This is a genomic window from Rhodopirellula sp. J20-39, assembly GCF_057365095.1.
In genome coordinates this window covers 120,259-140,367 of sequence record NZ_CP195123.1, presented here as the reverse complement: position 1 = coordinate 140,367, position 20,109 = coordinate 120,259, and the positions used below count along the sequence as shown (strand labels likewise).

General features: G+C 53.5%; 13 protein-coding genes. 8 read left to right on the top strand and 5 right to left on the bottom strand.

The genetic code is table 11. The features are described from left to right. Nucleotides 1–105: 105 nt before the first annotated feature. Nucleotides 106–1,389 carry a phosphopyruvate hydratase gene (eno, locus tag ACR3ZL_RS00435; protein WP_473649841.1) on the top strand — a complete coding sequence of 428 codons (1,284 nt, stop codon included), beginning with the start codon at nucleotides 106–108 and terminating at the stop codon, nucleotides 1,387–1,389. A 172-nt stretch (nucleotides 1,390–1,561) separates the two neighbouring features. Here the strand turns inward: eno and ACR3ZL_RS00430 are convergent, their stop codons facing one another. Next, entirely contained in the window at nucleotides 1,562–3,862 is a 2,301-nt protein-coding gene (locus ACR3ZL_RS00430; protein ID WP_473649842.1) for a sulfatase-like hydrolase/transferase, read from the bottom strand. A gap of 456 nt (nucleotides 3,863–4,318) precedes the next feature. On the opposite strand from ACR3ZL_RS00430, the gene ACR3ZL_RS00425 reads away from it, so the two are divergent. Both ACR3ZL_RS00425 and ACR3ZL_RS00420 read left to right on the top strand, forming a co-directional pair. Beyond that, complete coding sequence (locus tag ACR3ZL_RS00425; RefSeq protein WP_473649843.1) at nucleotides 4,319–4,753, top strand: hypothetical protein; 435 nt, start codon at nucleotides 4,319–4,321, stop codon at nucleotides 4,751–4,753. A gap of 77 nt (nucleotides 4,754–4,830) precedes the next feature. Next, nucleotides 4,831–5,697 (top strand): SDR family NAD(P)-dependent oxidoreductase, encoded by an 867-nt coding sequence (locus ACR3ZL_RS00420; RefSeq protein WP_473649844.1) that lies wholly within the window; start codon nucleotides 4,831–4,833, stop codon nucleotides 5,695–5,697. 7 nt (nucleotides 5,698–5,704) lie between these two features. On the opposite strand, the gene ACR3ZL_RS00415 is transcribed toward ACR3ZL_RS00420, so the two are convergent. The 3 genes from ACR3ZL_RS00415 to ACR3ZL_RS00405 all read right to left on the bottom strand — a co-directional run bounded on the left by ACR3ZL_RS00415 (nucleotide 5,705) and on the right by ACR3ZL_RS00405 (nucleotide 8,486). After that, nucleotides 5,705–6,883 (bottom strand): hypothetical protein, encoded by a 1,179-nt coding sequence (locus ACR3ZL_RS00415; protein WP_473649845.1) that lies wholly within the window; start codon nucleotides 6,881–6,883, stop codon nucleotides 5,705–5,707. Between the two features lie 256 nt (nucleotides 6,884–7,139). Continuing rightward, nucleotides 7,140–7,592, bottom strand: a complete 453-nt coding sequence (locus tag ACR3ZL_RS00410) for a gamma-glutamylcyclotransferase family protein (RefSeq protein ID WP_473649846.1) — start codon at nucleotides 7,590–7,592, stop codon at nucleotides 7,140–7,142. 99 nt (nucleotides 7,593–7,691) lie between these two features. Continuing rightward, a complete protein-coding gene (locus tag ACR3ZL_RS00405; RefSeq protein WP_473649847.1) occupies nucleotides 7,692–8,486 on the bottom strand; it encodes a tetratricopeptide repeat protein in 795 nt (264 codons plus the stop codon). Nucleotides 8,487–8,777: 291 nt separating this feature from the next. Between ACR3ZL_RS00405 and ACR3ZL_RS00400 the strand changes: the two genes are divergently transcribed. From ACR3ZL_RS00400 to ACR3ZL_RS00380, 5 genes are all read left to right on the top strand, one after another. Next, nucleotides 8,778–10,823 carry a tetratricopeptide repeat protein gene (locus tag ACR3ZL_RS00400; RefSeq protein ID WP_473649848.1) on the top strand — a complete coding sequence of 682 codons (2,046 nt, stop codon included), beginning with the start codon at nucleotides 8,778–8,780 and terminating at the stop codon, nucleotides 10,821–10,823. Beyond that, nucleotides 10,823–11,434 carry a DUF2585 family protein gene (locus ACR3ZL_RS00395; protein WP_473649849.1) on the top strand — a complete coding sequence of 204 codons (612 nt, stop codon included), beginning with the start codon at nucleotides 10,823–10,825 and terminating at the stop codon, nucleotides 11,432–11,434. The genes ACR3ZL_RS00400 and ACR3ZL_RS00395 overlap by 1 nt, the downstream gene beginning before the upstream one ends. A 270-nt stretch (nucleotides 11,435–11,704) precedes the next feature. Continuing rightward, nucleotides 11,705–13,513 (top strand): c-type cytochrome domain-containing protein, encoded by a 1,809-nt coding sequence (locus ACR3ZL_RS00390; protein ID WP_486173132.1) that lies wholly within the window; start codon nucleotides 11,705–11,707, stop codon nucleotides 13,511–13,513. A gap of 94 nt (nucleotides 13,514–13,607) precedes the next feature. After that, a complete protein-coding gene (locus ACR3ZL_RS00385) occupies nucleotides 13,608–14,846 on the top strand; it encodes a hypothetical protein (RefSeq protein WP_473649852.1) in 1,239 nt (412 codons plus the stop codon). Beyond that, entirely contained in the window at nucleotides 14,843–18,406 is a 3,564-nt protein-coding gene (locus tag ACR3ZL_RS00380) for a caspase family protein (RefSeq protein ID WP_473649853.1), read from the top strand. Before ACR3ZL_RS00385 ends, ACR3ZL_RS00380 begins: the two co-directional genes overlap by 4 nt. A 190-nt stretch (nucleotides 18,407–18,596) precedes the next feature. Here ACR3ZL_RS00380 and ACR3ZL_RS00375 read toward each other — a convergent pair whose 3' ends face one another. Beyond that, entirely contained in the window at nucleotides 18,597–19,952 is a 1,356-nt protein-coding gene (locus ACR3ZL_RS00375; protein ID WP_473649854.1) for a hypothetical protein, read from the bottom strand. Nucleotides 19,953–20,109 lie beyond the last annotated feature (157 nt).

The following is a 20,109-nucleotide window of genomic DNA, read 5'->3' as shown; positions in this document are numbered from 1 at the left end:
TCGCATTGGACAAAATACCAGGCGAAAGCACAACGCCCAACGTTTTTGGGCCAATTGCTGACCGTCTACGAACCTCCCCCCTCAACGCAAACCAACCACAACACCATGTCACTGATCGAATCCATCCACGCTCGTCAAATTCTCGATAGTCGCGGCAACCCCACTGTTGAGTGTGAAGTTCAGCTTATCGACGGTGCGGCAGGCCGCGCTGCTGTTCCTAGTGGTGCCAGCACTGGGATTCACGAAGCTTGGGAACTTCGTGATGGCGACAAGTCCGTATACATGGGCAAGGGTGTGTCGAAGGCGGTTGAGAACGTAAACACTAAGATCGCCGATGCCCTCGAAGGCATGGACGCGACCGATCAAGGTGCCATCGATATGGCGATGATCGGTTTGGACGGAACTGCAAACAAAAAGAACTTGGGCGCCAACGCCATCTTGAGCGTCTCGCTAGCAACCGCTCATGCGGCCGCCGCATCGACCAACCAACCACTCTTCCGTTACCTCGGCGGTTGCGGTGCTCGCATGTTGCCAGCACCGATGATGAACATCATCAACGGTGGTGAGCACGCCGATAACAACGTGGACATCCAAGAATTCATGGTGATGCCACTTGGTTTCGAACGCTTCAGCGATGCACTCCGATGCGGCACGGAAGTCTTTCACAACCTGAAGAAGGTACTGACCGACAAGGGTTACAACACCGCTGTTGGCGACGAAGGTGGTTTTGCACCTGACTTGAAGAGCAACCAAGAAGCTCTTGATGTGATCATGACCGCAATCGAAAAAGCTGGCTACAAACCTGGCGAGCAAGTTTGGATCGCTTTGGATGCCGCTTCGACCGAATTCTATGACGAAAGCAGCAAGCAGTACTCCGTCGATGGCAAGAAACTGTCAGGCGATGCGATGGTCGACTTCTTCGCCGATTGGTGCTCGAAGTACCCTATCTGCAGCATCGAAGATGGATGCAGCGAAGACGACTGGGAAACCTGGAAGACCATGACCGAAAAGTTGGGCGATAAGGTCCAGCTTGTCGGCGACGACTTGTTCGTTACCAACGTCGAACGTCTGCAACGCGGTATCGATGAAGGGATCGCAAACAGCATCCTGATCAAGGTCAACCAAATCGGTACGTTGACCGAAACGATCGATTCGATCCAGTTGGCTCACCGTAACAACTACACTTCGATCTCCAGCCACCGTAGTGGCGAGACTTCCGATAGCACCATCGCTGACTTGGCTGTCGCTTTGTCGACCGGTCAGATCAAGACTGGATCGGCTAGCCGTAGCGATCGTATGGCGAAGTACAACCAATTGCTTCGCATCGAAGAAATGCTGGGCGACACCGCTCAGTACGGTGGACCGATCTTTGCTTCCAAGCTGAAGTAGTTAACTAAGACCAGATCCTAGTGATCTAGTTCATAACGATTCTTAAAAGCCGTAGTCGTCTGCAGAGATGACTGCGGCTTTTTACATAGCCAAGCATTGTCGCTTTGCCGCCTCGCTATGTATTAAGTCTCGCTATGTATTAAACGGTGCAAACCGATCGTCAGTAAGAAGCTTAGCGAGGTGGGTTACTAAGCGAGTTTTGAACGCGAATTCGATTGATGACGAGTCTTCGTGCTCGCTTTCTAACATCCTGATTCTCGCTTTTGGCAGTTTGCACCAAAATGTCCAGCAGATACTCCGGCGGGTCCGTTATGTCTTCTGCGATTCGCAAAGCTGCGATCTGAATTCGAGGATCAGTGGAGGTCAAAGTTTGGCGAAAGAGGGCCTGTTCGGTTTCATTGTCATTCTGACTGCTGGCTTGTTCGCCCAGTCGTGTCGCCAGCCATTCATTGAAATGTCGCATTCCACGGGTGTCGTTAGAGCTGGTCACTTGGTAGCCGCGTTCATCGATTGGGTTTAGGTAGCCTGCTTGCCAGTACTGAAGATTTAGCATGACCCGGTACCCAAACGGTTGATTCGTTGCTTGCGTCCACGGTCCAATCAACATTGAGCATTGATCGACGATGTTCGTAGTCGCAAAGCAACGTTGGCGGAGTTGTTTTTCTGTTGCCGATAACAAATCAACCCCGTCCAGTATGTTCTGCGGCAGGATTTCTCTGTTGAGGACCGACATCAGTGTTGGGATCAAGTCGATGTGTGATGTTGGCGACTGAATCTTCCTTGGTTTTACGCCGGGATGATAAAGCACAGCAGGCGTCATGTTTTGATATTTGGAAAGGCGAGTTCCGTGGGTCTGAGTTCCATCGTCCAAAAACGGTTCACCGTGATCGCCTGCGACGACGACAACACAGTCATCTCGCAAGAGTGGGGCAATGATCCGATCAGTCCAACGCACACTGTTTCGATACCCATTGAACACGCGATCCCGAAATTCTTGATTGTGGGAACCAAGTAAGAACTCGGTGCTGGCCGGTTGATCGACTTGATCCTCGGGATCGCTATACATCGCGACTCGGTGGGTCCCCATCAAGTACACGACCACTGCCCGCGGTTTGCGGAATTTCGACTGGGCTGTTTTTCCCGGTGCCAAAACGTTCGCTTCCACAACGTCTTTGCGTGCTAAAAAGTCTTGAGCCAGTTGGATCGCTTTTAGGTCAGTCTTTGGAACGTCGGTGGGTTCGATTTGGAAATCGTCGTACACGTCTTCGTTCAGGAATTGGTGCATGCCGAATGAAGGAAATGATACATCGCCAGCATAGAAGGCGATCTCGTAGCCTGCTTGGTGAAGGAATCGGTTGAACGTTGGGTCTTGTTTAATCGGACGTTCAAACCAGGTTGCCTCGAGTCCCGTCATCATGCTGAACATCCCCAAGGCGGTCGAGTTTCCGCCGGAGAAATGTTGTTGGCACCAGATGGACTTCTTTGAGTATTCCGCCAAGTGAGGCATTGTCGAATTGGCAATCATTTCGGGACGCAGACTTTCAACGACCACCATGACGATATCTGGCAATGGTTGATGGCTGTCTTCCATAGCGTCGGACTGCAGTTGGATTCTCAGCTTCGAAAGTTGTTTTTCTCGGCGAAAGACGCTGCTGGCCTTGTCGACACCGCGTAGTCGCGAGAGGACAGAGCAATCACTTGTTGGCAGACAACGGCCGATTCCAGTGTGGCCTACCAGTCCGAAGCTGCAGATCGGGTGCCGTGTTGAACATCGTCGCATTTCTTTGGCGGTGCGTTCAAATTGCCAAAGGCCGGGTGAAGCCATCATCAACGCGATTGAACTGAAGACAATCATCACAACCGACGGACGTACTGCGTTGGTATGCGATGACCAGCGACGCGCGACCCAACCGGTGAACTTCCAACTGCCGATGATTGCCGTAATCACTGAGATGGAAACCAATCCGAATGCAATGAATTGAGCGTAGGTGGTGTGGCTCAAGATGCCAGGCAGAAGTGTGGTGCCAATGTTATAGAAGGCTCGAGAACACAACCGCTCACCGATCCATGTGAATGTGATGATGTCGCCGAGCACCCACACTGGAACCGCTACAATCATCGCCAAGGCGAGAAGCTGAGTGGAATCCAATATCCAGCGATTCATTGGCCATCGGTCCGTTGACGTGGTGTCGGTGGCCATGCCTGTTACCGTCGATGCACCGGAGGAACCTGGATCAGTTTGTATCGCCGGGCGACGGAAATGGTTTGCAAACAAACCTAGCGCGACGCCGGGCAACGTCAACAAAAAGGCTTGAGAGGCGATCCATGCATGTGCGGGTGCAAAGGAAAGCGATAGATGGTGGTCCGGGCTCGGGCCGGACGGATAGATGGTTGCTATGCAAAAGGTCGCGATCGTGGCGATTAACGAGAACAAGATGATCCGGTAAGAATGCCAAGACGGACGTGTGTTCATGGTAGGTAGAGCCTTCGTGCTGTCTGGTTGGTCTGCGAAACGTTCATCGCGCCGATCGACAGTCTACCCTGAGAGAGGGGTTCTCCGTCAAGGAATTGTCCAGGCCTTCATCGAACTTTGCTGAGCGCGTCACAACGCGCGCTTACGGTGCATCTGGTGCGCACTAATGATCAATTGGCTGCATAACAAATAGGCAGCCCCCGCCCTCGATTCTATCGCTGTTTTGGCGTTCGATTTCGAAAGGGAAGCGTTGACGCCCTTGCCGGCTCAAAAACCGTGCTCCTGTGACGTGTAAGGGAATTCTTGACAGGGCTTTAAATGCCCGGCACGTGATTTGCCTTTGTACACCTTCGCGTTGTGTTGCTGGGCCGCCGATTGCAATGAGGCGGTGCTTGGAAGAGGCCTGTGCAGCGATGAGTGTTCGACGCGCTCCAATCCTCCCTCTCGATTCATCCAATGACTATTCGCGCCAGACGGGTGCCCTGCACCGAAAAATCACCATGCTCTTGGTTTCGTGTCTGTCCCGGTCAGCCTTATGACCTCACGTTTCAGTTGACCGACTCAACCGGACGCCCGGTTCAGTGGGCGGGGCATCAAGCTCGCTTTCGAGTATTTAGCCAATTCATCGATCGGGCCGTCGTGTTGGAAATCACTGACCCGCAACGATGTGTATTTGAGAGTGATGGGACTTGGCGGTTGCGTTTGACCGCCGATGAGACCGCCTCACTACCTCGTGGTGGAATGCGGTTCACTTTGGAACACCGAGAATTGCAATACGACGACCCAAATCAAGAGGTCGATTACGTGTTTGGAGTACTTGGTGGGGTGAGTTGCAGTGAACCGATTCCACGACCCCACCTCAACAATCGTGTTGAGGCATTGCAGCACTGATCAACTTTTTAAACTCTCAACCGCTAACCTTACTTAAGCAATCACGAGTTGATGATTGCGTCGATGGACGTCAGGTGGTGTTGGTCACCGGTGCGTCAACCGGGCTAGGGTTGGCGATTAGTCGGCGGTTGATTCAAGAACAGGATCGGCACCACTTGCATCTCGTGTTGACCGCACGGGAGGCGTCATTGAGCCGATTTCAGGAACACGGCATCGTCGAAAGCGAAGATCTTTGGATACGTGCTCTCGATGTGACCGACGCTCACCAGCGGGACTCATTGACCGCTGACATTGAATTGAAGTTAGGTGGCGTGGATGTCTTGATCAACAACGCCGGTGTTGCCTATCGGTCATGCGTTGAACACGTGACGGAGCCTGAGCGATTGCATCAGATGAACATCAACTTTCGTTCGCCCGTCGAGCTGACTCGTTGTGTGTTGCCTGGTATGCGAGCGAAGCGTCGAGGAAAGATTATCAACGTGTCGTCCGTAGGCGGCATGATGGCGATGCCAACGATGTCGGTTTATTCGGCATTAAAGTTTGCGCTTGAAGGAGTCAGCGAAGCGTTGTTCTACGAATTGAAACCGTGGAACGTATCGGTGACTTTGATCCAGCCCGGGTTCATGCGATCGGATGCTTTTGAAAAGGTGCCTTATACCATTATGAGTGCCAAAGCATCGGCGGATCCGATTGATCCCTATCATGAACATTATCGTCATATGGAGCGATTCGTCGAAGCTGCGATGCACCGGGCGCCGGCCACGCCTGACTCGGTCGCGGCCAAGATCATCAAGGTCATGCGTCAAAAGTCGCCGCCGCTACGTGTGTACGGCAGCATTGATGCGTTTGCGTTCTCGCTATTGCGGCGAACGCTGCCTCGTCGATTTTACAACTGGTTGTTGTATCGAAACCTGCCCCGGATTTCGGAGTGGGGCAAACGCTAAGGATGGCTTAGGCGGCGCGGCGTTTGGATTGCTTGGCGGAAGGTGCCAACCATTCCTGCATCGCCAATCGAATTTCTTCCCAACCCGTTCCCGTTCGCAAATCACAGAACGTGTGCAGCATGCCATCGACCGTGTCACTGAGTGTGCGCACCGCATCGATACGGTCTTCGGGACCGAAGTCTTCAACGTCATCGTCTAACACAATTTTGGCGCCGCTGATTCCAAACGTTTCCGCTTGCAGCGTCAGGTCAAATTGTTGTCCATCACGGATGATGGTCATCCCGGTCTTACGCGGCAGCTTGCCATGCTGGATCGCTTGCATCGCTTCAGGAAGACTGGTGGGGAATTCGGCTGAGATGGTTTCTTTGCCGTTTTCACCCACGGGGCATTCTAGCGAGAGAGTTTTAGCTAGCATCACGGTGACTTCACCGTCTTCCGGCAGTGCGATCACTTCGGTTTGGGTTTCGAGCATCCACCACAGCCACAGCAAAAACTCGTTGCCTAAAAAGTCGGGAGCCTTGGAGTGCTCGTTTGCCCACGCAACGCTCGAAATGCTTTGCCCTTCAACGAAGCTCGCTGGCATGACGTCATCCATTTCAGCGTAGCGATCTGACGCGAGTGCCCAATCCTGAGCGATCGTGCCGGCGCTGACATGTCCCAGTTCGATCTCAAAGACACGTTCCAGTAGATCCGCACAGTGCCCACTGGCGGTACCCGCGGTGCCACCGAAGTAGAGCATTTCATGGTAGGTATCCCACAGCAACGCGAAAGGTTGGAACTTCCGGTATTTACCCGTTGCGGCTTCGACTTCGCAGCGCTGCTCAACGGCCTCTTTGGCTTCTTTGCGTTGCGACTTGGTGGCAACACCACTGGGGTTGTCGCGGCCCGCCGCAGCTAGTTCCATCGACATCCAAGCGTTCTTAATCGCCGAGGGGATGGAATTGGTGTCGATGCGAATGCCGAAATGGACGGCCTCATTAATCACGTTTTTGTTCAAGTCGAAATCTTGATCAAAAAGGTGTGCTCCACCGAGAAAGCCAGTGTGAACGTTTTCCGTCGAAGAGGTTTCCACGTTGCCCGCGGTGTGTTTGATCATCTTGTCGAGATGTTCTTGATCAAAAGTTTCGGAATCAAACTTGGAAACACGAAATCGTTCGAACGACAGGCTACCGGACAAGAACGGCATGGATGGATCCTCAGGAAGAAACGAAGCACGTCGTGAGCTTATCGACCAGCCAACCGGTATGTCTTGGCGGGTTCGAAAGAGCACGTCCCGAGCGACTTGATCGTCACGACCGGACCCGCGGGAAACCTTTTAATCGAAAGGGGCGGAATGGCCATCATGCCCATAAAGCAAGTCGCTGCTGTTGAGCCCAGTGCTGGCGAATAGATTGCCAGCGAATGGATTGCTAGCTAACGCTTCGCAGGTCGCCAGCGGTCAGCTAAGCCGGCCACCGAGCGTAGACGCCCGGCGAGGAGCTTGTCGTCAAAATTCGTTCAAAGCCATCAATGGCTGGATCGATCGCGTAGTGGTATCCGTAGGCTCGACCGTATTGGCGATGGCTGCCATTGATGTTTCGTTCGAGCACATTGTTTCGCTCGAACACGTCGACGATTACTCGGTCGTAGAGATTGGGATGGCCGGTTTGGTTAGTGCCTTCGATTTCGTCGAGGGCCGCGAGGACACGGTTCATGTCGCCGGGAGCAAATCGCCAGCACTCGCCAGCGACGGGGTCGGTACCGCTTCGCATGGCGGGATAGTCGGCACGGCCGTAGAGCGTGCCGTACGTCCAGGCGTCGATGATGCTAAGCGGTTGGGCGGGCCATAGATGCTCGCGGCACTGACCGCGGCACAGAGTGCCGTAGACGAAAAATGCGTCAATTGGGTCGTTCATCCCGTGGACCACTTGGAAGATGAGTGGGTATTAAAAAAGGAAACCCGAATGTTGGTAATTCGGGTTTCCTTAATCGATATTCGAAATGAACTTGGCAGACTAGAAGGGGCTGTCGCCACCAAACGGGTCCGCACCGGCATCTCCGCCGCCGAATGGGTCGGAACCTGCATCGGAACCACCAAATGGGTCGGCGCCGCCTCCGCCACCGAACGGGTCGCTGGCAGGTTCAGATCCGCCACCAAATGGGTCGCCACCCGCGGCTGGTTCAGCCGCGTTTCCTGCGGCTGGTTCGTCGGCTGCGTTTTCAAGTGCACCCTTGAAGGCGTCCATCGATTCGACTTCGGGGTCTTGGCCCAGGTCGTCTGCGAATGGGTTGTCCTTCGCTGGCGGTGGTGGTGTGGTGACAGAGCGAGGCTGGGGAGCGGCCGGCGTTTGAACGGCGCCCGCTGGGTCGACACCCAGTTCGCCGTAGCGTGCGTTGGAGCGAGCTTGGCCAGTCGCCAGTGCGAGCAGCCGGGCTTTTTCGCGAATGGTTTCTAGTTTGATCCGTAAGGAACCCTGGATGCGGGCCAACGATCGACCGACGATTTCGTGCGATCCGCTGCGGGCTTCCAGTTCGGCCCCTTGTTGGAAATCACCTTCCGCCTCGTAGCTACGACCGCTGGCCGCTGCGGTCAAACCGCGGAAGTAGTAAGCACGTGGATCACGGTAGCCGTTATCAATCGCCATGGTCAGCCACTGCGACGCTTGGTCGTACTGGCCCGAATGGTAGGCATGAACACCCCGGCCGTAGATCTCCGACAGGACAGCGGATTGGGCCGCAGCCTGCTGGGGAGCTGACGTGCTGAACACGCAAAGGCCGAAGAAGAGGATGAGAGTCGAGCGAATTTTCATCGCGAATGGGATCCTTGAGCTGGGAAACTGGGCCGGGCAGCCAGATTAGATTGCAACGCTTCCGATGTGGGAGCTTAATTCAGAAAGAACGCCAAGGCAAACAAATTGCCTTGATTGGGATGCGGTTTTTGCGGGGAATATGAAGGTTTTGCGTGCGTGGTGTCCATTTCCGTGGGTCGAGCGGGCGGACAACTTGGTAAAGTGAATTATTCATTTATCTTTTGATGATGGGCAGTCGCCCGCCAGGCCCGTGACGTATCCCAAAGGCCCGTGATGTATTCAAACACCCAAATGGCATCCCCCCGATCCAGTGGCCTGATTGGTCATTTAGGGATCGTGATCCTCGTATTGATCGTTGGTGCCTGCAATCTGGCGGCGGAACAGTTGCCGGAAACCGCGACGATGCCGGAGCCATCGCCGACCGAAATCAGTCAATTGATCGAGGGATTGGCTTCGGATAGTTACGCGACACGGATTCGTTGTCGTGATCGGTTATCGCGGATCGGATTGGCTGCCTTTGATCAGCTCCGCGAGGCTCGCAACCATCCCGATAGCGAAGTAGCGATCGTCGCACGTCGGTTGACGAGCGGATTGGGGGTGCGGTGGAGCACCGAAGCGGACTCTGCGGCGGTGACCAAATTGCTGAACGAATACGGTGCGCGGGCCGTGGACGAACGCAAGAAGCGAATTGCTCAGTTGGCTGGATTGCCTCGATCCGAATCGTTTGCGGCTCTGCTTCGTTTGGCCAAGTTTGAACCTGAGCCGGCATTGGGGCGTTTGGCTGCATTGGCGTTGATGAACCAGGACGTCAAGTCTTCGGATGTCTTCATGGGATCAACCGCCGACCACCGACAGGAAAAACCAGAAGACCAACAGGAAACGTTGCGACGTCGCTCGGAAGCACAAGCGATCGTTACTCAGCTCTCGGGGCGACTGACGATCGCAAATCGTTGGTTGCTGCAGTACGCCAAAGACTTGCGTGGCGGTGTGGTGGAAGTCGCACGGTGGCAGGAAATTTTTGACCAGCATCGCAACGGGACTCTTGTCGAAGAAGGGTCTGCCGATCTGTTGGATCGACCGCTGTCGACCCAGGGGGTGTTAGCCAGTCGGTTGCCCCAGTCGGGAAGCCAGCTATTGCAGCTCATCTGGATCACCGCCGAACGAGCGATATTCAGTGGCGAACGTGATGCCGCGTTAGCGATGGTGATCCGAAACGTCGATCTAATTCCTTCGCGAACTCGTGACTTGATTCAAACATCGAGTTGGTCGCTTGAGCATTCGCTGTATCCGGCCGTCATCGCCATGCAGAATCAGCATGTTGAGATTTTCCAGAAGTCGCCGATCCTGCTTTACTCAGCGGCTGAAGCTTATAGCCGTACTGGGGAGGAGGCCGAAGCGGGGCGATTGGCTGATGTGGCCTTAGCGATCAATCCACTTCCGATTCCAGAGGTGGAAAATGCTGATGGAAAGCCCACCGATGACGACGCGAAACCGAATCCCATGCATCCGCAAACCATCCAGGTTCATGCGGAGGCGCATGTCCGGATTGCGATGCAGTTGACCCGTCGAGGCTTATTCCGATGGGCTGATCAAGAATACAGTTTGGTAATGGATCGATTGCCCCTGGATAACGCGATTTCAGCATACGCGCGTTCGGAGTCGGCTCGCATGTTTGGTGAGTTGGAAGACCATGCTGCCGTGATCCGAACACTCAAGCCGTTGGCAAAACGGATTGAACAGGATGACGAGTTTAAGAATCGCTTGATAGCGAGCAACTTCACCGCACCGGTGGTCAAGAGTGACCTCGCCTTTCACGAAGGAATGCTGCTGATTGAGCAGGGGAAATCAGACGAGGCTCGTATCAAGTTGCAGGAAGCGTTTCAGGCCAATCACAAGAACATTGACATCTTGATCGCAATGTACCGACTCGATGGCGATGCGAAATGGAAGAACAGTGTGCAGGAAACGCTGAGTCACCACATCGGATTGGCTGAACAAGAGGTTGCCGAAATCAAGAATTCATTTCGAAAGATCGGACCTTTGAGGCCATCTCCTGAACAACTTGCCAAACGTCTTAATGCGTACGCGTGGCTGGTTAGCAACACGACGGGCGATTACGCCAAAGCACTTCGGTACAGCATTGAATCGTTACGGCTGACCCCCAATCAACCGGAGTTGATGGATACTTGTGCGCGATGCTATTTCGCGGTCGGCGATTTCGAATCGGCCGTGGAAATGCAAACCGATGCTTGTCAAAGAATGCCTCACTCACCACCGCTGCAGCGACAGCTCGAAGAGTTTCGACGTGCTTTGAAGCAATCACGCGAGGAGTCGTGATGTCTCTTCAGACGACACCTGACTCTTCCGGTTCGTCGCCTGCTCAACATCGCTATCCTGTTCTGGCAACAACCGGAATCGCGGTCTTGTTGGGTGCGGTGTTAGCCGCCATGGGTCGGCGGTTTTGGTGCGAGTGCGGCGGTGCATCGCCATGGTCTTGGGATATTTGGTCGAAACACAATTCGCAACACTTACTCGACCCTTATTTCTTCAGCCATGTGCTGCATGGGTTGCTGTTCTATGCAGCTTTAACTTGGGCCAGTTCGCGTTGGACCCCCTGGATTAAGCCAGCGAATCGATTCCTGATCGCTGTCATCATCGAGTCGGCCTGGGAAATTCTCGAAAACTCACCGTTGATCATTAACCGCTATCGCGAGGCGACGATGGCGATCGGTTATACGGGCGATTCGATTGCCAATTCCCTCTTCGACCTGTTTGCCTGCATTCTCGGCTATGTGATCGCGTCGCGGGTGCCCTGGCGGGTTTCGGTGGCGTTGTTTGTGGTGACGGAATTAGTGCTTTTAGCAGCAATTCGCGATAATTTGGTGTTGAACGTGGTGATGTTGGTTTACCCGATACCCGCTCTTCAGGAATGGCAAATGGTTCGTTAATCGCGAGCCAAGCTCTGTCGAGAATCGTTGGGATTCGGCGGGTTTTGCAAATTTGGAGACGAGGCTGTCTCGCTGCGCAGACCAAGATTCGACCTAAGAGTTGAATTCACCCCCCGGTGGGGTATTCTGGAGTTCGGTGGAAGAAGTAGAGCTGACTGGGAAATTTGGATTTGTTGTCCGATGGGCCGCTGAATTCCTTATCTACTAAACGGACACCGGAGCTGGCATCGTTCGAATGACCGGCCGTCTTAAATAGTGTGCGCTGAACTCATGAATGACCACCTCGCTCGTTATCGATATATCCAAACACGTCTTCGATGGTATTGGGTCGTCACTTCCCTAATCATCGGGATTGCGGGAACCGGTCACGCAGGTGCAAGTGACACCACAGAACCGGCAAGTGGGGAAGTCGCGAAGTCAGCCATTCAAATATTGCGGGACCGTTGTCACCGATGCCACGGGGTTGATTTCAAGATTGAGAACATGAATGTTCTGGATCGAGACACTCTCGTTCATGCGGTCAAGAAACGTGGCGAAAACGCGGACCTTGGTGTGGTCGTGCCGGGTAATGCCGAAGAGTCATTATTGTGGCAGGTCATTTCCGATGACCAGATGCCGCCTAAGAAACCGCTTGCCGATGAAGAGAAGCAGTTAATCCGCAACTGGATTGAATCGGGGGCACCTTGGGAAGTCGCGGAGCAAAGGAAGTTCATTTCCGACGTCGACGTGCTTAAGCAAATCGCTCGCCACTTGTTTGATATTCGCAAAGACGAAAGGCAATTTCAACGTTACCTCACGTTGAACCATATCTACAACAACCCCGTTGTGACCGAGCGTGACCTGACGATTTATCGCGCGGCCTTATCCAAGGCGGTCAACAGTATGTCTAGCCAGGCAACGATTACGTTGCCAAAGCCGATAGATGACGAGAAGACGATTTTTAACATCGACTTGCGCCACTACGGTTGGCAGGAATTCGGGACCTGGGAAGCGGTTCTGAAAGAATATCCGTTCGGCGTTAAGCCACAATCGAGTATCGAGTCGCTGGAGATCTACGAGAAGATTGAAGAGCTTTATGGAACGGCTAACTTTGACGGGGTAACCTCCATCCGCGCAGATTGGTTCGTTGCGAAAGCCACACGCCCACCGCTGTACCACAAGTTGACCAATATCCCCGATCACCTCGATGAGTTGCTCGAGCGAGCGGGTGTGGATGTGGAAGAGAATTTCCGTTTGAGTACTTCACGCCGTGCTGGACTATTTGAAAGTGGCGTGTCGGGCCAGAACCGCTTGATTGAATATCATTCGTCAACCAACGGAACGTTGTGGATCAGTTACGACTTCGCTCGGAACGAGGGACGCGGCAATCTGGCAAGATTTCCGTTGGGACCCGTTTTCGATGACAATCCCTTCGCCAACGAAGCATTCACGCACGCGGGTGGCGAGATCATCTTCAACCTGCCCAATGGTCTTCATGCTTACATGTTGGTGGATGGAGAAGGCAATCGGATCGACGAAGGTCCGGTGAACATTGTTTGGGACTCTCTGAACATTTCAGGCAGTCCGCTGATCGTGAACGGATTGTCCTGCATCAGTTGTCACAAGCACGGCATGCTGAACTTAACGGACTTTGTCCGAGAGGGAACAGCGGTACAAACACCACAAGCTCGACGGAAAGTCCGAGAACTTTTTCCGCCTCAAGAACAGCTTGATCAAGCCTTAGAGTCATCCCGCCAAAAGTACTTACAACAATTGTGGCGAACGGTGTCGGACGAGTTGGGAATTGGCGATCAAGACCGAGACGCTTTGTTGCGTTTTGAAGAACCGATCAGCCGAGTCACTCAGCTTTACGCCAAGAATCTCGATCTTCGCGCTGCGGCCTGTGAATTGGGGATCGAGGATCCGGCATTGTTGAAGAATCAAGTCTTCACCGGGCGTCTGGTTGAACTTGGACTGGGGCCACTGGCACTTCCTGGTGGTACGATCAAACGCGCCTTTTGGGATTCAGCCGAAACCACATCGTCGGTGTATCAGGAAGCGGCATCATCGCTGCGGATCGGCACTCCGATATCAAATTAGTTTTCTGCAAATATATCAGTAACAACCACCTCTTTTTAACGCTTAGCTCGCTGTCACTTCTGTGCAAAATTCGATCGACGATAGGGTCAAAACAATGAACCACATTCAATTTTCCGCAAGTCGAATCACACCGCGGTTAAAGGTGCGGACGCTGTTGATGGGCCTCTTGTTGCTAGCCCTGGCGGCGGGGGCGGCGCCGCAGGCTTCGCATGCCACAACGCTGGATGATGCCATCGCCAGTTTGGCGACGAACGTTTCGGATTATCTGAAGGAGAAGGGCCGAAATGAAGTCATGTTGGGAAACTTCGAGGGACCGGGAGCGGCGACGGCCGGCCGCGCGATTCGCGCAGCCTTGAAGGAACAGCTGGCAGCGAAAGGAACCAAAGTAGTGCCGTTGGGAGCATCGTGGACCGTACGAGGTTCGTTCGTATTCCAGAAGGTTCAGTCCGATGCGATTGTTCTGATCAAAGCGGACTTGTTCGATAAGACGGGCAAAGAGCTTTCAGGCTTTCGTGAAAAGGTCAAGGTTCAAGAGGTCAGTAGCATCGAAGATATTAGCCGGTTGCTCGGTTTGACGGTTGATCTGGACAAGGAACAAGATGCCGTCGCGGAGGTCACGAAGGCGAGTGATCAGTCGTCGGCCCGTGATCTTGCTAATCAACTAATTAGTAAACAGTCCAAAGTAACGAATAAGCTTGCAGCCAGTGTTTCGGATCCAACGTTTGCATTCCGAGGCGATTCCAAGACTGAAATTTCGCCCAGTGCTTCAAGCAAGTTTCGCATGGAAGTTCTTGTCCGTCGCAATGGATCGGCGCAATTCGATCCGATTGCGATCGAAGATGCTGGCGGGTTTCCCTTCGCGCCGTTGCAAGCGAATGACACCTACAAGCTCCGTGTTCACAATGATGCTGACCACGCCGTGGGTGTGAAATTGTCGATCGATGGAATCAATTCGTTCTGCCTCTGTCGTGATGACGCAACGAAGTCTATTGGAACCTGGTTTGTGCCTGCCAAATCGGTTGGTGTGATATCCGGTTGGTATGTTTCTCCAACTTTGCTGAAGGAGTTTGTCGTGACCGCCAAAGGCGAATCGTTAGGGTTGCCAGACGCGGCCGATATCGGGACCGTGACGGCACAATTCTTTCATGCCTGGAAAGAGGGTGAACAGCCACCCGCGGTGGAATTGTTGGCTACCAATCGTGGTCAGTTGCGAACCGGGATCGGTCGTGACATCACTCGCCAAGCACGCTCGCAACGATCATTCTTTGGTCAAACACTGCTGACATCGGTGAGTATCCGATACAGCAACCCTGACGACTTACCGCTTCAATGATTCGTCTTTCTTCCGGGACGATCCGACGACTACGAGCGGATCGGAGTATTCATCTTGCAGTCGCTGTTCTTCTGGGCTGCTTGGCAGTCCAGTGGGCGGCTCTCTCGGTCGGGGCATCCGTCGCAACTGCTCAAGAGATTCCTCCGCGTGTCGTGTTGAATACGGGGGGACCTACTTCTCAAATCCGGCAGTTGCTGTTTTCGACCGATTCCCAGCGACTTTACGTTGCTGGCTTAGACAAGGTGATCTACACCTACGAAGTGGGCTGGGATAACCGTGGTCCTGATAGCCCGCCGGCCGTCACTCTCGCCGCACCTATCCACTGGGAACAGGCACGCGGAAACCGAGGCAGCGTTTATGCGGCTGCGATGAGCCGGACTCGATCGGAAATGGTGATCGGTGGCGTGAGTGCTCGGCAGCAAACTGGTGACATTGCGGTCATCGATGTCGGGCAAGCTGCTTTGACAGGAAGCTTGCCTTCACCCGCTGAGCGAACGCGAGCGGCGGAAGCGAAACAAATTGGTACTGAAGGGCATCAATTCGCAGTCGTTTCACTCGACTATTCCACTCGTGGCGACGCTGTTGTATCCCGAGACGAAGCCGGTGGGATGTTCCTGTGGGAACGGAATGCACAGGGCAATTACTCTTCGAAGATGTTGCAGGCTGCTGCTCCTAATCCGCTTAGGCATCAGCCGTGGGCGATCTTTGTCGATGAACGCAACATCGTGTTCTCTAAGGAAGAAAATGGCGGACCAGTCCGGCTAATCATTCAATCGCTCACCACAGGGAATCAAGCCGCGTTCAGTGAGGACTATCACGGTCGTGTTGCTGCCTTGGCCCACGACCCCAACGGGAGATATTGGGCGTCGTCCGATGCTCAGGGTGCGATCTACTTGTCTGATAGTTCCGATTCGTCGAAACGTTATCGGATCCAATCCGGTTTTCCAAACGTGACTGCAATCGCATTGGGAGGTGTTAGCGATCAAGGCGGTGCATCGCCCGATTCCCAGACGATGGCTGTGTTGAGCAGTGAGTTCATTGACGGGCGTTCGGGAGAGTCGATCATTGAAATCTTTGATGTCGCTTCACGTCAACGACTCCAGCGACGTGTGATCTCGGAACATGATCCCTGCTTGGGCGTGGCGATTTCGCCCGATGGACGCTTTTTGGCGGTCAGCCATGAGTCGCCGCGAAGTGTTTCCGTCCTTCGTCTTGTCGATGAAACGGGCGAACGAATCGCGAATCCATTCAAGCAAACTACTACAGCGAAATTGGAAGCCAATGTGCGGCGATGTGGCTTTCTTGCGTTGTCACCGGATGAGTCCGTATTGGGGTTCGGTTCTGCACCCAAACAGTTTGATTCCGCTTGGGACCTGCGCTATGGTGAGTTGGTTGATCAGCCGCAAGTGGATGTCGATTGGAGGTTGCCGAGCGACCAGCCACCGGGATGGCGAATCGAGAAAAATGGGCGGCCTGTCGATCAGTTGGTCTTAACCGACGGCAGCAGAACCCGTTGGCAGATTGATTTAGATTTCAGCCGTCAGGGTGCGTACGTTTGTCATTGCTTTTTGTTTGCAAAAGACGAACTCGAACCGGTTGGGATCGCGATCGGTACCGAGAACATAAACAGCATCTTCGTCTATCGCTTTGATAAGGCTGCTCAATCGGGGACAACGGTTCGTCGTCCTCGGTTGGTGCGTTGGTTTCGCGATCATACGGGGACCGTTACATCGTTGATTGCTAATGAAGCTGGCACGGTTTTGTACAGCGGATCGCTAGACCATACGATCAAACAGTGGCGATTGGCGGGGCTATTGGATGCCAATCCATCGAACTCGTTTCCCAACGCAAGTCACTGGGGTTGTGACTTCATGATCGAGCAAGGAAACGTGGTCGTCAAAAATGTGGATCCAGCTGGGATCGCATTTGCCCGAAGTTTACGTAACGGTGATCGAATCCAACGGATTCAAGGCTTCCTAGCGGAAGACCCAGCGAAGATTCTAGACGCAGTTTCGGGACGCGAATCCGCTGAACAAATCTTGGACACGTTGAGCCGTGTTTCGGTTTTGAACCAGAACCTGATCCATGCGTTGCCGGAACCGAATGCGGATCAACCAGATTTGGTTAAGCCGAAGAAGTTCATTATCCGTCCAGCCTGGCTTCCGTTTTTGACAGCGTTTGCCAATCAACGTGGTGAATGGGTGATATGGCATCCAGACGGCGTTTTCGACGCATCGGCTGCCGAGGGCGGCACGCTCTTTGACTGGATGATCCTACGTGGCCCCGACAAATCGCCACGCATGCTAAAGGCGGGTTTCTTGGCCAAGGAATTCGAACGGCCTGAGACGATTCGCAGATTGCTGAATGGAGAAATGTTGAATGACGTGGCCCTGCAAAGTGTTTCCGGGAACGCGTTAGCGAACGTCATTGCGTCAACACCAGAGGTGCGAATCGTAACGCCTGTTGTTGGTGAGCAGCTAGTTTCCGAAGCGGAAAATCAAATTATCGCCGAGATTGATTTTGGCGACGCGAACGCAGACAGTTATCAGGTCAGTGGCAATATTGATGCGACTCGTTTAGAAGTTCCCCGACGCACGCAGATTGGCCCCAATCAATACCAATATGCTTGGGATGCGGTCGCTTCGGGACGACTAAATCAAATCGAGGTGATTGCTCAAGAATCTGGTGGTGCACTTGCAAGTCTATATGCTGCGGATGTTGCCTATCGCCGTGGACAGACTGGCAACCCGACTCCGTACCAGCTGCATGTTTTGTCACTAGCATCGGAAAACTATCTTGGACCGATTGCCAATCAACGCGGTGGGTTCGGCGAGTTGGCGTTTCCTCTTGACGATGTCGAGGCGATTATCGCAATGCTCAGTCACAAGCAGTCGTCTGGACTCAGTCGGTATCGATTGGGAACCGTGCGTCAACTCAATGACGAACAGATCACGAAATCGACTGTGGCACGCGCGATCGATGACATCAACAAACAGATTGCTGGAAAGTCGGATCACCAAATCTTAATTGTCTATCTTTCGGGGCACGGTACCACGGTTGAGGGACAGTACTATTACGTCACGACATCCACACAATCTCCGACGCCGCAAAAGCTGAAAGAGACCTCGCTGCCTTGGTCGTTGATCCAAAGGGCAGGCGTGCCTGGTTGTCGTGTGATTTACATGATCGACACTTGTCATAGCGGTTCGGTAATCGATGCGAAAAGTAGCATCCGAGAACCGCTGCGCGGTGGCGGGATGGTGATAGCTGCGGCGAGTGGCCGTGGTGCAGCTCAGGAACTAGCGCCGCTCCGGCATGGTTGCTTTACCTTTTCGGTCTTATCGGCTTTAGATGGGGAAGCTGATGGTGCCCTTTCAAGCGACAACGCCACCGATCCCGCGAAATCAACCCTGCCCGACGGCGTGGTTGATTTAGAAGAATTGGTGGCGTTCGTGCGAAGCGATGTTCGAAAGTTGACCGGTGGTCAGCAGAAGCCAACCACCACGCCATCGCGTTTGGCTCGGACTTTGAAAATCGACCTTGTTGCAACTCCGGAGTAAGTTGCTTGAACCGATCGGACCGCGATTTACCTATTCAGAGAATGTCAATGTAGTTTGAACGAGTGGTTGCGTTCCAAATCGCTCAATTGCGAGAAAGCAGTTTAGTGCCAGAACGCAAAGTGCTGCCTTGGCGGCATGACGTATGGCTAACCCACACGTTTAAACATCATTCATCTTTCAAGGACGTTCATTAGAACGATCGGTTGACTTGAAGTTGGAACTCCGTGTCATAGAACTGATCGTCTGTTAGTGGAACACTGCCACCCACTCGGAAGTAGGTCTTTCCGGTTTGGACGACCAGACCACTGGTCAGGTTCACGACGTCAAGGTTGTCAGTTGCTGTCAGCGTGTTGCCACCGAAGGTCACTAAGTCGGCATCGTTGAGTGCCGAGGTGTAGTGGAATTCGAGCATGCCGGCGATTCCGTTCAAGCATGAACTGGCACATTCATCACGATACAACCAGTGCCCGGCTGAAAGACTGGCGTAGATCAAGTTTTGATCTTGGTAAGTGCCAGCAACGGCTCCGCCACCATCTAAGACAGTATCGCCACCGAGTACGATGTCGGTTTGCAAGAAGCCTTGAAAGAATGTGTTCTTAGTCGGCTTACTAACGAACCCGATGAACGGTGCTAAGAAGACGGTTTCGTTTTCAATCGTACCGACCCCTACCAACACGCTATCGTCGGCGGTGGGAACGGACAGAGTCAAACCACCACCGATCGCCAAATCGTCGCTGCTGTACAACAGGCTCTTCAACGCAAACTGAAGGTCACCGAACTCTGTTCCACGTTCACGTGCAGCGGTTTGTTGAGAGTCGAAACCATCGGAAACAACGCAGCGAATTTCGAAAGAGAATAATCCGTCGATGAACGTTTTTTCGCCACCGAACATGTATCGGTCTAGATACGTGTTGTCAGTCGCGTTCGCCTGCAACGCGTCATCGAAATGGTTGTAGTTGAAGAAGACGCGGTCCTGTGGAATAGGACTGACGTTCTCGGTCACTTTGAATCGGCGGATACCCGCGGTTGGCAATGAGTAAGGAACGCCAACGACGGTGACAGTGGCTCCGTATCCCGGGGAGTCACCAAGCATGTTTGGAGCGTCAAGACCGCCTCGGCTTCCGGTGTTACTGGCCAACGATGTTGCGGCAATGTTATTTGCTGCGGCGCTGTTAAATGAAGAGGGGACGCTGGTCGATGGTGCAAACGATTCGGCACTCTCGAAAGCGTCGGTCTCGTTAGATCCCGAGTTCGAAGGTGCTACCGATTCGGAGGTAGCGGCTTGGTCGACTGGTGCCGGTGCATACTGCGGGGCGCACGGATCACATGGATTCATCGGCGGGCTTACCGGGCCACAGTAGTCTTGCACAACGGTGGATACGAGCTTCGTATTGGACGTCTCCGCCATAGCATATGGTGTCATCGTCGTGATGGCGGCGACGGAGAGCATGGAGACAGTCGCCTTTTTCATGCTTCCGGAGAGAATCCATTCGCTCAGTCTTCGATACTTCTCACTGAGTCTTCGGTTTGTGGGTGTGCCGGTCATCGCCTACTTCCGTGTAAAGATGTATAGGGGCCGGGGGGGCTTGCTGTTTGATTGCCCCCCAACTGGTTCGTGTGTATTTTGGAATCGGATCAAAGATGTCGAAGACACAAGCGACTTGTGTTCAATTTGTGAAAGAAAAGCTTCGGCGACCGAATGC